The sequence below is a fragment of the Rubellimicrobium sp. CFH 75288 genome (genome assembly GCF_009904055.1).
Classification (GTDB): Bacteria; Pseudomonadota; Alphaproteobacteria; order Rhodobacterales; family Rhodobacteraceae; genus Rubellimicrobium.
This window is the reverse complement of record NZ_WYDP01000001.1, coordinates 385,927-399,315: the sequence shown is the minus strand read 5'-3', so window position 1 is coordinate 399,315 and position 13,389 is coordinate 385,927. Positions and strand designations below refer to the sequence as shown.

Below are 13,389 nucleotides of genomic sequence, written 5' to 3'. Positions count from 1 at the left end.
GCTTGCCTGCCACAGGGCCGCGGCGATAGGCTGTCCGCCGGCGGCCCGCGCGGGGCGGCAGGGGACCGGACGGCGATGGCGGAGCAGGGGGCGGCAGGGCGGGAGGACAGGCCCCTCGAGCGGATGGGCGCGGCCGAGGCCATGCTGCGGGCGCGGGGCAACGACCTGCGGCGCTACCCCGCCCCGGACCGCGACGGCGACCGCCTCTATCCGCTCGCCTCGCCCACGGTGACACCCTCCTTCCGCATCGGGCCCGAGGACACGATCTTTGCCATCGGCTCGTGCTTTGCCCGCAACGTGGAGCGCGCGCTGGAGGCGGCGGGGCGGCGGGTGCTCAGCCGGGCCTTCGACCTGGGCGAGATCGGCGCCTCGCTCGAGGATGCGGCCAACTTCTTCAACAAGTATTCCATCCATTCCGTCCTGAACGAGCTGCGCTGGGCGCTCGAGCGCGACAGCTGGCCGGGAGCGGAGGCGATCTACACGGTCGGCCCCGACCGGCACGTGGACGCCCAGCTGGGCATGGCGCGGCTCGACTTCCCGCTCGAGACGGTGCTCGCCTTCCGCAGCCGCTATCTGGACGCCATGGCGCAGGTGGCGCAGGCGGACGTCATCATCCTGACGCTGGGCTATGTGGAGACGTGGTTCGACCGGCGGCTCGGCCTCTATCTCAACGTGATGCCGCCCATGCAGGCCATCAAGGCCGAACCGGACCGCTTCGAGTTCCGCGTGCTGTCCTATGCCGACGTGCTGCGCGGGCTCGAGGACCTGCACGCGCTGCTCCTGCGCCACCGCACCAGGCCGCTCAGGATGCTCGTGACGGTCTCGCCCGTCCCGCTGCTGGCCACGTTCCGCGATATGGACGTGCTGGTGGCCAATGCCTATTCCAAGTCGGTCCAGCGCGCCGCCATCGACGAGTTCGTGCGCGGCCGCGAGGGGGTGGATTATTTCCCCTCCTACGAGTTCGTGACCCTTTCCAATCCGGCCGTGGCCTGGTCGCGGGGGGATTACCGGCACGTCTCGGCCGACGTGGTGGACCGGATCATGGCGGACGTGCTGGCCCGCTACGTGGAGGGGAGCGAGGGCCGGGGCGGGCTGTCGGCCGAAGGGCTGGCCGCCTCGGCCCGGATGCTGGCCAAGCTCGGCCACCACGAGGAGCTGGTCGCGCTCTGCGAGCGTCACCGCGACCTGGCCGATGCGGACCCGGACGTGCTGCTGCTCGAGGCGGCCTCGGCGCGGCGTCTCGACCGGCTGGAGCGGTCCTTTGCGGCTCTGGCCCGCGCCGAGGCGCTGGCGCCGGAGCGGCCTGACGCGCTGGAGCGGATGATCCTGCTCTGCCGCCCGCTGCGCCAGCGCGAACGCGCCCGCGAGCTTCTGGGCCGTCATGCGGCCGCCTTTCCGGCGCGGTCCGGCTTCCGCGACAAGGTCACCTGGGCCTGAGCCAGGCCGGCTGCGGCCATTGACGCGGCCGTGATCGGCCCTTTCATAAGGGCGGTCCGCGCCCCTCCGGCGCCAGAGACGGAAAGAGAGAGACCGCCATGGCCTTCACCCTCCCCGACCTGCCCTATCCGCACGATGCGCTCGCCGCCAAGGGGATGTCGCGCGAGACGCTCGAATACCACCACGACATCCACCACAAGGCCTATGTGGACAACGGCAACAAGGCCGTCGCCGGCACCGAATGGGAGGGCAAGTCCGTCGAGGAGATCGTCAAGGGCACCTACCAGCCCGGCGCCGTCGCCCAGTCGGGGATCTTCAACAACGCCTCCCAGCACTGGAACCACACGCAGTTCTGGCAGTGGATGACCCCCGGCGAGTCGAAGATGCCGGGCGAGCTGGAGCGCGCGCTGGTGGATGCGTTCGGCTCGGTGGAGGACTTCAAGACCCAGTTCAACAGCCAGGGCGTGGCCCAGTTCGGCTCGGGCTGGGTGTGGCTCGTCAGGGACACGGACGGCTCGCTCAGGATCACCAAGACGGAGAACGGGGTGAACCCGCTCTGCTTCGGCCAGACCGCGCTTCTGGGCTGCGACGTATGGGAGCATTCCTACTACATCGACTTCCGCAACCGGCGGCCCGCTTATCTCGCGAACTTCCTCGACAACCTCGTGAACTGGGAGAAGGTGGCCGAGGCGCTCTGAGGGCGCGGCCGGCCGGCCGGGGGAATGCGGGCCGGAACCGTGCCGGCCCGCGTCCGTTTCCTCCGGCACAGCAAGAGGGAGACGGCCATGGCCGAGCGCCACCGATCCAAGGACGGCACCCGCGAGACGGAGGCCTTCCTGCACGACGAGCCCACGCCCGGCGGACAGGGCGAGACCGGCGGCACGCTGGCGCGGACGATCGGCGCCCGCGCCGACGAGCGCAAGGCGACCGACCCGGATGCGGGCGTGCCCGTGCGGGTCCGCAAGTCCGACACGCCGGGGGGCTGACGCATGGCACGGCTGGAGAACGGCGCCTGGGTCCTCGTGCTCGACGGCGAGAAGGCCCTCATCCTGCGCAACACCACCGACGCGCAGGACCCCAACCTGGAGATCGTGCGCAAGGAGGAGCAGGAGAACCCTCCCGACCGCGAGCAGAAGACCGACCGGCCGGGGCGCTACTACGATGCGGGCGCGCCCGGGCAGAAGTCGGCCTACGAGGAGACAGACTACCACCGCCTCGAGAAGGAACGCTTTGCCGAGGAGATCGCCGACATCCTCTACCGGGCCGCGCACCGCAACCGCTTCGAGCGGCTGGTGATCGTCGCGGGGCCGCAGATCCTGGGCGCGCTGCGTCCGGCTCTGCACAAGGAGGTCATCCAGCGCGTGATCCTCGAGATCCCCAAGACGATGACCGGTCATCCCGTCCCGGAGATCGAGGCGCTGCTCAGACAGGAACTGGCCGACGCCTGATCCCGGTCGGGCGGGGCGGCGAGCGGGACAGGATTTTTGACCCTATCCCGCAGGGTTGCTATGCTCGGGCGATCCTGCCTGTCCGGTGTCCGGGCGGGGGATTGCCGGGGAGTGGCACAGGATGAGCAACGGATGGCGCATCGCGCTGGCAGGGCTGGCTGCGGCGGCGCTGTTCGTGGCCATCGTCCTGGCCGTGCCGCCGCACGGCGCGCCCCCGGACGAGCCGCCCTCCGTGGAGGGTGCGGGTGCCGCACCGGCATCCGGCGCGGCGGCGCCTGCGGATGCGGGAGAGGCGGCGGGCGCGTTGCGCTTCGACGCCGTGCGCGTGGAGCCGGACGGCAGCGCCCTGGTCGCCGGCCGCGCCCCGCCCGGCGAGCGGGTGGAGGTGCTGGACGGCACCGTGGCCGTGGCCGAGGCGGTGGCCGATTCCGACGGACGCTTCGTGACCTTCCTGTCGCTCGAGCCCTCGCCGGAGGCCCGCAGCCTGAGCCTGCGCGACGAGGAGGGTGTCCTGTCGGGCGAAACGATCCTGCTGGCGCCCCTGGCCCCCGCCGCGTCCGGGGCGGGGGCCGCCCCTCCGCCGGGGGAGACCGGCGCGGCCCCGCGCTCCGCCGGAGCGGCCGCAGGGGCGGGGGACGCGACGGAGACGGACGAGACGGAGGCGCAGGCGGCGCAGGCCGTCGCGGCGGTGGATGCGCAGGCAGCCTCCCCCGGGGTGGAGGGGGCTCTCCAGGGGATGCCGGCCGCGGCCGGCCCGGCCTTCGACAGCGCGGCGCTTGATGCCGCCGCCGTCACGGGCGCGGAGCCGCAGGGCGCGGCGCGCGCGGGTTCCGTGACCGGCAGCGCCCCGGCGGCGCCGGCGGGCGGGGAGGGCCGCGAGGGCGAGGTCCCGTCTGCGTCGGCGCAGCCGAGCGGCGCGGTCGCCTTGTCTCCGCCCGGCCCCTCCGCTGCGGAAGAGCCCGAAAGGTCCGGCGCGGCGATGGCCGCGGCCGATCCGGCGCTGTTCTCGGCACCGCCGGGGCCAGACTTCGGGGATGCGGCGGAGCCCTCCGGCGGGGGCCTGCCCGCCGGGACCGGCGGCGCTGACGGGGAGGGGTCCGAGACGGATACCCACGGCGGCGGCGTCCAGGCCGCGCGCGCGACGCCTCCTGCCTTCGGGCCGGACGCGGCGGAGGACGAAGCGGGGTCCGAGGCCGGCGGCACCGCTGCGGCGATCCGGACCCGGCCGGGCGACGACTTCTCCGGTCCCGATGCGGCCGTCGCCCCGGACGGGTCGGCACCGGGGATCGCCGCGACCCCTCCGGCCGCGGCGCGGCAGGACGGGGCGGGCTCCGGGCCCGAGGAGGGTCCGGAGAGCTGGGTGCCGACCGACGGGATCGCCGCGCCCGTGCCCCCCGCGCCCGTGCTCCCCGCGGCCGCGCCCGACCGTCCGGATGAGCCCGCCGCCGGAGAGACGGTCCTGCCGGTCGCGCAGGGCCCGTCCGTACCTGCGATGCCCTCTGCCGATCCGGGGCCGTCGGTCGGGACCGACGCGGCGGGAGGCGGGCAGGCCGCCGGTCCGGTCGCGACGGGAGACGCTCCTGCCCTGGGCGGGGCCGCCGACCGCCCCGGCGAGCCCGGTCCGGCCACGCCGGAGCCGGCCCTCGCGGCATCTGCCCCCGCGGATGCGGCAGCACCCGTGGCCCCGGGCCGTCCGGTGCCCGACCCCGCCCCCGCACCCGGCGCGGCGCCGGCGGTGGTTCCCGATCCGCCCGCGCTGTCGGGCCCCGGAGCGGCCGAGCCGTCGCAGCCGGCGGTCCTCGTAGCCGATGCGGACGGCGTGCGGGTGGTCCAGCCCGCGCTGGAGCCGGGGGCCGGACCCGACCTGCTCGAGACCGTGGCGCTCGATGCCATCGCCTATGATCCGGACGGCGCGGTGGTCCTGTCGGGACGCGGACAGGGGGGCGGAACCGTGCGCCTCTATCTCGACAACCGCCTGGTCGGCGAGGCGGCCATCGGACCCGACGGGCAGTGGCGCCACGACCTGGCGGCCGATCCGGGGGTCTATACGCTGCGCGTGGATCAGGTGGATGCGTCGGGCCGGGTGACCAGCCGGATCGAATCGCCCTTCCAGCGCGAGGAGCGCGACGACCTCGCGCGGCTGATGGAAGCGGCCGGGCGGCCGGGTCAGACGATCATGACGCGCACGGTCCAGCCGGGCAACACGCTCTGGGCCATCGCGCGCGAACGCTACGGCCAGGGCATCCTCTATGTCCGCGTCTTCGAGGCCAACCGCGACCGCATCCGCAACCCCGACCTGATCTATCCGGGCCAGGTCTTCGTGCTGCCGGCACGCGACGGGCGCTGACGGGACCCCTCTGGCCTTCGGCCGCGCAGGGGCGTAGGGTCCGCCGCCTGCCAGCCCGAAGGCCAGCCCGACGATGCGCCGCCTCAAGCCCACCGATGCCGCCCTGAGCGACCGCGCCACGAACTGGCGCACCTTGCGGCGGACGGCCCCCTACCTGTGGCCGCCGGGCCTGCCCTGGGTGAAGCGGCGCGTCGTGGCGGCCGTCCTGCTGCTGGTGCTGGCCAAGGTTCTGACGGTGCTGACCCCCGTCCTCTACGGCCGCGCGGTGGACGCGCTGGGCGCGCCGGGCACCGTGCCGGGGGGATGGCTCGCCATCGGTGCGCTGGGCCTGACGCTGGCCTACGGAATGGCGCGGATCCTCACCGTGGGCTTCCAGCAGCTGCGCGACGTGGTCTTTGCCCGGGTCGGCCAGCGCGCGCTGCGCCTGATCGCGCTCGAGACGTTCCGGCACATCCATTCCCTGTCGCTGCGCTATCACATCACGCGCCAGACGGGGGGTCTCAGCCGGATCATTGAGCGCGGGGTCAAGGGCGTGGACTTCGTCCTGCGGCTGCTGCTGTTCTCGCTGGGGCCGCTGACGCTGGAACTGGTGTTCACCGGGCTGATGCTGTGGTGGCTGTTCGATGCGCGCTACCTGCTCGTCGTGGCGGCGACGATCGTGCTCTATGTCTGGTTCACGTTGCGCGTGACCGAGTGGCGCGTCCGCATCCGCAAGGAGATGAACGACCAGGATACCCGCGCCAACCAGCGCGCCATCGACTCGCTGCTCAACTACGAGACGGTGAAGTATTTCGGCGCCGAGGCGCGCGAGGCCGCCCGCTACGACCAGGCGATGGCGGCCTATGCCGAGGCGGCGGTGCGGACCAACAACTCGCTCGCCTTCCTGAACTTCGGACAGGGGCTGATCATCAATGCCGGCCTGATCGCGGTCATGGTCATGGCGGCGATGGGGGTGCAGGCGGGGACGCTCACCGCGGGCGATTTCGTGATGGTCAACGCCTACATGATCCAGCTCACCATGCCGCTGAACTTTCTCGGCAACATGTACCGCGAGATCCGGCAGGCGCTTGTGGACATGGACGAGATGTTCACGCTGCTCGAGCAGCCCCCCGAGGTGCGGGACCGCCCCGGCGCCCCGCCGCTGGCGGTGACGCGGGGCGAGATCGTGTTCGACGACGTCCGCTTCGGCTACGACCCCGAGCGGCCGATCCTGAAGGGCCTGAGCTTTCGCGTCGCGCCGGGCGAGCGGGTGGCGGTGGTGGGCCCCTCGGGCGCGGGCAAGAGCACGATCGGACGGCTCCTGTTCCGCTTCTACGACGTGACGGGGGGCGCGATCCGCATCGACGGGCAGGACATCCGCGACGTCACGCAGGAGAGCCTGCACCGCGCCATCGGGGTGGTGCCGCAGGACACGGTGCTGTTCAACGACACGCTGCGCTACAACATTGCCTATGGGCGCGACGGCGCCACCGACGTCGAGATCGAGGCCGCGGCGCGGGCCGCACGGCTCGACGGGTTCATCCGCTCTCTGCCCGAGGGCTACGACACGGAGGTGGGCGAGCGCGGCCTCAAGCTCTCGGGCGGCGAGAAGCAGCGCGTGGGCATTGCGCGCACCCTGCTCAAGAACCCCCCGATCCTTCTTCTGGACGAAGCCACGAGCGCACTCGACACCGAGACGGAGGCAGGCATCGCCGAGGCGCTGGCCGCAGCCGGAGAAGGACGGAGCGTCATCGTGATCGCCCACCGGCTCAGCACCGTCGCCGATGCGGACCGCATCCTCGTGCTGGAGGACGGGCGGCTTGTGGAGGAGGGGTCTCATGCCGCCCTTCTGGCGCTCGGCGGGCGCTACGCGGATCTCTGGCGCCGGCAGGGAGCCGAGGACGAGGCGCTGGCCGCCGAATAGCGCCCGGGCCCCTCCGCGGCGGCCCGGCGGGCTCGGCGGAGCGGAGCCTCGGGGCGGGGGGGAGCGGGTTCCGGGCTTGTCCGCGGGAAAGCGCGCCTGTTATGACGGGCCGCAGGCTGCGGGCCGCGGCCCACTCCGTCGGGGAGCGGGCGGGATCGGACCGGGCCGGTCGGGGGCAGGTCCCGCGGGGACCGGACCGGAGCCCGGCGGTCGGAGACGGGGGAAGGCGTGGCCAATACGTCGGACAGCTTCATCGACGAGGTGACGGAAGCCGTCCGCCGCGAGCGGCTGCACCGCTGGTTCCGGCGCTGGGGCTGGCTGGTCGGCCTCGGACTGCTGGCGATCGTCGGCGGGGCCGCCTTCCTCGAGTGGCGCAACAGCCGCGCCTTGGCCGAGGCGCAGGCCCGCGGAGACGCCCTTCTGGCCGCTCTGGAAGCGCCCGACGGCGCGGAACGGCTCGCCGCCCTGGCCGCCTTGCCGGAGCATCCGGTCGCGCGCCTTCTTCTGGCCGCCGAACAGGCCGAAGCGGGCGATGTCGCCGCTGCTGCCGCCTCCTACGACCGGGTCGCGCAGGACGCGACGCTGCGCCCGCTCTGGCGCGACCTCGCCGCGCTCAAGGCGCAGATGGTCCGCGGGGCCGAGGCCGATCCGGCCGCGCTCGAGATGCTGGCCGCGCCCGGTGCTCCGTTCCGGCTCCTCGCGCTCGAGCAGCGGGCGTTGTGGGACCTGCGGCAGGGGGACGAGTCCGGCGCGGTCGCGCGGCTTCGGGACCTGCTCGGGGAGGACGGGATCGGCAGCGCGCAGGCCGACCGCGTCTCCGCGCTGCTGACCGCCCTGGGCGAGCCGCCGGCCGCGGCCGAGCCCGACCCTCCCCTCATCACGCCCCAGCCATGAGCGAGCGCATGCAGAAGTTCCTTCCCGGCATCCTGCTGGGCCTCGTTCTGGCCGGCTGCGGCACGCAGGAGGTTCCCCTGCCCGGCGAGCGGCTGCCGCTGCGCGACGGCACGCTGGCCAATGTCGAGCGCGTGGCGGCCCCGCGCGGTCTTCAGCTCCCGCCCCAGCAGGCCAACGCGGACTGGACCCACCGCGGCGGAAACCCGGCCCGGGCAGGCGGGCATCCGGCGCTGCCCGGCGCGCTGTCGCTGGCCTTCTCGGTGCCGCTGGGCGAGGGCAACAGCCGCCGTGCCCGGATCACGGCCGAGCCGGTCGTCGCCGGCGGCCGGGTCTTCGCGCTCGATGCGCGGGCGACGGTGACGGCGCATTCCACGGCCGGACAGCTCCTGTGGGCCCGGGACGTGACGCCGCCCGGCATAGTGCGGGACTCCGCCTCCGGCGGCGGCCTGGCCACGGACGGGGCGCTTGTGGTCGTGACCACGGGCCACGGGCGGCTCACCGCGCTCGATGCGGCCACGGGCGAGCCGCGCTGGGTGCAGGACCTGAACGCGGCCGGAACCTCGGCGCCGCTGATCCTGGGCGATCTGGTCGTCGTGATGGCCCGGGACGGCCGCGCCTGGGCGCTGGAGCGCGCCAATGGTCGCATCCGCTGGCAGGAGGCGAGCAACCCCACGGCCGCCTCGTTCGCCGGGGGCGCGGGGGCCGCAGCGCGCGGCGACCTCGTGGTGCTGCCCTTCGCCTCGGGCGAGGTGGCGGGCGTGTTTCCCGGCGGCGGGTTCCGGCGGTGGGAGAGCTTTGTCGCCGGCCAGAGGCCGGGCCGCGCTGCCGCCTTTGCCGCGACCGATATCGGGGCCGACCCCGTCATTGCCGGCGGGACGGTCTATGTGGGCAACGTGTCCGGGCGGCTAGCCGCCCTGTCGGTCGAGACGGGCACGCCGCTCTGGTCCGTGCCGGAGGGAGCGGTCGCCCCGGTCTGGCCGGCTGGCGATTCGGTCTTCCTCGTCAACGATGTGGGCCAGCTTCTGCGCCTCGAGGCGGCGACCGGCGCCACGATCTGGCGGGTGCCGCTGCCGCAGGAGAGCCGCCGCCGGGGCGTGACCGCGCATGTGGGGCCGGTCCTGGCGGGGGGGCGGCTGATCGTCGCGTCCTCGGACGGGGTCCTGCGGCAGTTCGATCCGGCGACGGGCGCGCCGCTCGGCGACGTGGCACTGCCCGCGGGTGCGGTCTCGGCCCCTGTCGTGGCGGGGGGCACGCTCTATGTCCTGACCGCGGACGGGCGGCTCAACGCCTTCCGCTGAGGGAGGGCGGTCCTTGGCCTTCACGCTCGCCATCGTCGGCCGGCCGAATGTGGGCAAGTCCACGCTGTTCAACCGCCTGGTGGGCAAGCGCCTCGCCCTGGTGGACGACCAGCCGGGCGTGACGCGCGACCTGCGCGAGGGGCAGGGGCGTCTGGGCCCGCTGCGCTTCACCGTGGTGGACAGCGCGGGTCTCGAGGAGGCGACGGACGATTCGCTCCAGGGCCGGATGCGCCGCCTGACCGAGCGGGCGATCGATTCGGCCGATGTCTGCCTGTTCCTGATCGACGCGCGGCAGGGCCTGACGCCCACCGACCGCGCGCTCGCCGACCTGCTGCGGCGGCGCGCCCGCCACGTGCTCCTCGCCGCCAACAAGGCCGAGGGCCGCGCCGGCGAGGCGGGCTGGCTCGAGGCGTTCGAGCTGGGCCTGGGCGAGCCCATCCGCCTCTCGGCCGAGCACGGCGAGGGGATGGAGGACCTGCTCTCGGCCCTGATGCCGCTGGCCGAGACCCTGGCCGAGGAGGCGGCGGCCGAGGAGGAGCGCGCCCCCGAGACGGATGTGGATCTCGGCTGGGACGGCTCCGAGACCGAGGAGGCCGAGGAGCCGGAGGCCGACGAATCCTGGCGCCCCTCGGCGCGCCGCCCGCTCCAGATCGCCGTGGTCGGCCGGCCCAACGCGGGCAAGAGCACGCTCGTCAACCGCATCCTGGGCGAGGAGCGCCTTCTCACGGGGCCCGAGGCGGGGATCACGCGCGACGCGATCTCGGTGGCGACCCTGTGGGAGGGCACGCCGGTGCGCATCTTCGACACGGCCGGGATGCGCAGGCGCGCGCGTGTCACCGACAAGGTCGAGAAGCTCTCGGTCTCGGACGGGCTGCGGGCGGTCCGCTTCGCGGAGGTGGTTGTCGTCCTGCTCGACGCGGACATCCCCTTCGAGCAGCAGGACCTGCGCATCGCCGACCTGGCCGAGCGCGAGGGCCGCGCGGTCGTCGTGGCCGTCAACAAGTGGGACGTCGTGGAGGACCGGGCCGAGCGCCTGGCCGCGCTCAAGGCCGCCTTCGAGCGCCTCCTGCCGCAGCTGCGCGGGGCGCCGCTGGTCACGGTCAGCGCGCGGACCGGGCGCGGTCTCGACCGGCTGCACGAGGCGGTCCTGCGCGCGCACGAGGTCTGGAACCGCCGCATCCCGACGGGCCGTCTCAACCGCTGGCTCGCCGCCGCCACCGAGGCGCACCCGCCCCCCGCGCCGGGCGGCCGCCGCATCCGGCTGCGCTACATGACCCAGGTCAAGGCGCGGCCGCCGGCCTTCGTGGTCATGGCGAGCCAGGGGGACGAGCTGCCCGAGACCTATCGGCGCTACCTCGTCTCGGGCCTGCGCGAGGCGTTCGACCTGCCCGGCACGCCGATCCGGCTCATGGTGCGCGACCAGGGGCAGAAGAACCCCTATGCGGGCCGCCGCGCGCCGCGCGCCACCGCGCTGACCAAGCATCTGGGCCGCAAGTAGCCCCTCAGACCAAGCGGACGGCGGGGCCCTCGCGCCAGCGCCACCAGGCCACGGCCGCCAGCAGCACGATCCCTGCGGCCGTGCCCGCCGACAGGACGGGCAGGACGCCCAGGTTCTTGGCAGCGATCCCGAACAGGCCCCAGCCCGCCGCCACGGCGAAGGTCGGCACCCGGCCCAGCCAGGACTGCACGATCAGCGCCGCCGCCACCGCGCCGCCCACGAACAGATAGGCCGCCGCCTCGGGCGTGAGCCAGCCGAAGCCACCGGCCGTGCTGCCCCACGAGACGAACGACGCTGCCGTCAGCCAGCCCGCATAGAGCCCCACCGGCGCCCGCAGGAGCCAGCGGTCCCGCTCGGGCGCGCGCGAGGCGGCCCAGATGGCGAGCACGGCCATGACCACGATCATGATGCTGGCCCAGATCGCCGAGCGCTGCGCCACCGCGAGCCAGGGCGTGCCGACGATCAGGCTGGCCAGCAGGGGGCCGCGCACGGCGTCCCAATCAGGGTCGTCCGCCCGCGCGAACACGCCGACGAGGGCCGACACGATCAGGCCCAGATAGATCAGGCCCCAGATGGAGAAGGCCCAGCCCGCCGGCTGGACCGGCGGATCGGGCTGCGGGATGGGCACCTGCCCCGTGTCGTAGCCGTCGAACGGAAAGAAGTAGCCCGACGCGACAAAGGCGAGGGTGAAGACGAGGACAAGGAGGGGCAGGGGTCTCATGCCCCCCGATCTAGGGCGGGATCGCGCGGACCCAAGCCCCCCGGCCCGCCGGATCAGGCCAGATCGCCGGCGGGCGTCAGCCGCGAGGCGCCGCCGAGGCGCGGGCGCAGCACCTCGGGCAGGGTCACGGAGCCGTCCTCCTCCTGCCCGTTCTCCAGCACCGCGATCAGCGTCCGCCCCACGGCGAGCCCCGATCCGTTCAGCGTGTGCACGAAGTCGGGCCGCCCGCCCCCGGCAGGTCGGAAGCGCGCGTCCATCCGCCGCGCCTGCCAATCCCCGCAGGTGGAGACGGAGCTGATCTCGCGGAAGCGGTTCTGGCCGGGCAGCCACACCTCGAGGTCGTGGGTCCGGCGCGCCCCCGCGCCCATGTCGCCGGTGCAGAGCACCACCGTCCGGTAGGGCAGGCCCAGCCGCTCGAGCACCGCCTCGGCGCAGCGGGTCATGCGGGCATGCTCCGCCTCGGAGGCGTCGGGGTGGGTGATCGAGACCATCTCCACCTTCTCGAACTGGTGCTGGCGCAGCATCCCGGCCGTGTCGCGGCCTGCGCTGCCGGCCTCCGAGCGGAAGCACTGGGTATGGGCCACAAGCCGCAGGGGCAGGGCGGATTCGTCGAGGATCAGCCCGCCGGCCAGGTTGGTCAGCGTCACCTCGGCGGTGGGGATCAGCCAGAAGTCGTCCGTGGTGCGGAAACTGTCGCCGCCGAACTTGGGCAGCTGTCCGGTACCCACCATCGCCCCCTCGCGCACCAGAACCGGCGTCCAGGTCTCGCGCAGGCCGTGCTCCTCCACGTGCAGGTCGATCATGAACTGCGCCAGCACCCGGTGCAGCCGCGCCAGCGCCCCGTGGAGGACGACGAACCGGCTGCCCGAAAGGCGCGCGGCCGCCTCGAAGTCGAGGCCCGCGCGGGCGGCGGGGATCTCGTGGTGCTCGAGGGGGCGGAAGGCGAAGGCCCGCGGCTCGCCCCAGCGGCGGATCTCGACATTGCCGCTCTCGTCCGCCCCGTCCGGCACGTCCGGATAGGGCAGGTTGGGCAGCGCCAGCAGCGCCTCGCGCAGGGCACGGTCGAGGCGGTCGGCCTCCTCGCCCAGGGCGGCGATTTCGGCCTTCTTGGCGGCGACCAGGGCGCGCAGGCGCTCGAATCCGGCCTCGTCGCCCCGCCCCTTGGCGGCGCCGGCCTCGCGCGAGGCGCGGTTCTGCTCGGCCTGGGCCGTCTCCGCGGCGTGGATGCGGGCGCGGCGCTCTTCGTCGAGGGCGAGAAGCGCGGGGCTCTGGGGCGGCAGGCCGCGGCGCGCCAGCGCGGCATCGAAGGCGTCGGGATTCTCGCGGATGGCGCGGATGTCGTGCATGGTCTCGGCCCCTCGTGGCCATCCCTTCGGACGGCGCGCGCGTCATAGGCCGAAACCGCGCCGGGGGGGAAGTCCGCCCGTCGCTGCGGCGCGACCCCGGTCCCGGCCGGCTTCACCCCCTCGTGTCACGCGATGGACAAGGGCGGACCCGGCCCCTATGTTGCCGCGACTTTCGGGGGGCCCCCCTCCCGCGCCACCCAAAGGACCGCCATGGAAGGCATCGTTTCCCTCATCCCGCTCGTTCTCGTCTTCCTGATCATGTATTTTCTGCTGATCAGGCCCCAGCAGCGCAAGCTGCGCGAGCATCAGGCCATGGTCGCCGCCCTGCGGCGCGGGGACCAGGTCGTGACCTCCGGCGGAATCGTCGGCAAGATCACCAAGGTCAAGGACGGCGAGAACGAGATCGAGGTCGAGATCGCTCCCGGCGTGCAGGTCCGCGTGGTCCGCTCCACCGTGTCCTCGGTCCTGAACAAGACCGAGCCTGCCAAGGTCTGACC

Annotated in this window: 12 protein-coding genes; 10 read left to right on the top strand and 2 right to left on the bottom strand. The window is 73.8% G+C overall.

From position 1 onward, the window contains the following. Nucleotides 1-75 precede the first annotated feature (75 nt). From GT358_RS01955 to der, 9 genes are all read left to right on the top strand, one after another. Nucleotides 76-1,437 (top strand): GSCFA domain-containing protein, encoded by a 1,362-nt coding sequence (locus GT358_RS01955; RefSeq protein WP_166580874.1) that lies wholly within the window; start codon nucleotides 76-78, stop codon nucleotides 1,435-1,437. A gap of 98 nt (nucleotides 1,438-1,535) precedes the next feature. Continuing rightward, entirely contained in the window at nucleotides 1,536-2,135 is a 600-nt protein-coding gene (locus GT358_RS01950) for a superoxide dismutase (RefSeq protein ID WP_166580873.1), read from the top strand. A gap of 87 nt (nucleotides 2,136-2,222) precedes the next feature. After that, nucleotides 2,223-2,423, top strand: coding sequence for a hypothetical protein (locus GT358_RS01945; protein WP_166580872.1), 201 nt, complete (start codon nucleotides 2,223-2,225; stop codon nucleotides 2,421-2,423). A gap of 3 nt (nucleotides 2,424-2,426) precedes the next feature. Beyond that, complete coding sequence (locus GT358_RS01940; protein ID WP_166580871.1) at nucleotides 2,427-2,885, top strand: host attachment family protein; 459 nt, start codon at nucleotides 2,427-2,429, stop codon at nucleotides 2,883-2,885. A 121-nt stretch (nucleotides 2,886-3,006) separates the two neighbouring features. Beyond that, nucleotides 3,007-5,232 carry a LysM peptidoglycan-binding domain-containing protein gene (locus GT358_RS16585; RefSeq protein WP_243730644.1) on the top strand — a complete coding sequence of 742 codons (2,226 nt, stop codon included), beginning with the start codon at nucleotides 3,007-3,009 and terminating at the stop codon, nucleotides 5,230-5,232. 73 nt (nucleotides 5,233-5,305) lie between these two features. Continuing rightward, nucleotides 5,306-7,135, top strand: a complete 1,830-nt coding sequence (locus tag GT358_RS01930; protein WP_166580870.1) for an ABC transporter ATP-binding protein/permease — start codon at nucleotides 5,306-5,308, stop codon at nucleotides 7,133-7,135. A gap of 228 nt (nucleotides 7,136-7,363) precedes the next feature. Next, nucleotides 7,364-8,029: a hypothetical protein gene (locus GT358_RS01925; RefSeq protein ID WP_166580869.1), complete on the top strand. Its 666-nt coding sequence runs from the start codon at nucleotides 7,364-7,366 to the stop codon at nucleotides 8,027-8,029. A gap of 8 nt (nucleotides 8,030-8,037) precedes the next feature. Then, on the top strand, nucleotides 8,038-9,327 hold the full coding sequence (locus GT358_RS01920; RefSeq protein ID WP_243730643.1) for a PQQ-binding-like beta-propeller repeat protein: 1,290 nt from the start codon (nucleotides 8,038-8,040) through the stop codon (nucleotides 9,325-9,327). A 13-nt stretch (nucleotides 9,328-9,340) separates the two neighbouring features. Next, nucleotides 9,341-10,825, top strand: coding sequence for a ribosome biogenesis GTPase Der (gene der / locus GT358_RS01915; protein ID WP_166580867.1), 1,485 nt, complete (start codon nucleotides 9,341-9,343; stop codon nucleotides 10,823-10,825). Nucleotides 10,826-10,829: 4 nt separating this feature from the next. On the opposite strand, the gene GT358_RS01910 is transcribed toward der, so the two are convergent. Together GT358_RS01910 and serS are read right to left on the bottom strand one after the other, a co-directional pair. Further along, nucleotides 10,830-11,546 (bottom strand): tryptophan-rich sensory protein, encoded by a 717-nt coding sequence (locus GT358_RS01910; protein WP_166580866.1) that lies wholly within the window; start codon nucleotides 11,544-11,546, stop codon nucleotides 10,830-10,832. A 53-nt stretch (nucleotides 11,547-11,599) separates the two neighbouring features. After that, nucleotides 11,600-12,892, bottom strand: a complete 1,293-nt coding sequence (serS, locus tag GT358_RS01905; protein WP_166580865.1) for a serine--tRNA ligase — start codon at nucleotides 12,890-12,892, stop codon at nucleotides 11,600-11,602. Nucleotides 12,893-13,102: 210 nt separating this feature from the next. Between serS and yajC the strand changes: the two genes are divergently transcribed. Next, nucleotides 13,103-13,387 (top strand): preprotein translocase subunit YajC, encoded by a 285-nt coding sequence (gene yajC / locus GT358_RS01900; RefSeq protein WP_166580864.1) that lies wholly within the window; start codon nucleotides 13,103-13,105, stop codon nucleotides 13,385-13,387. Nucleotides 13,388-13,389: the final 2 nt, after the last annotated feature.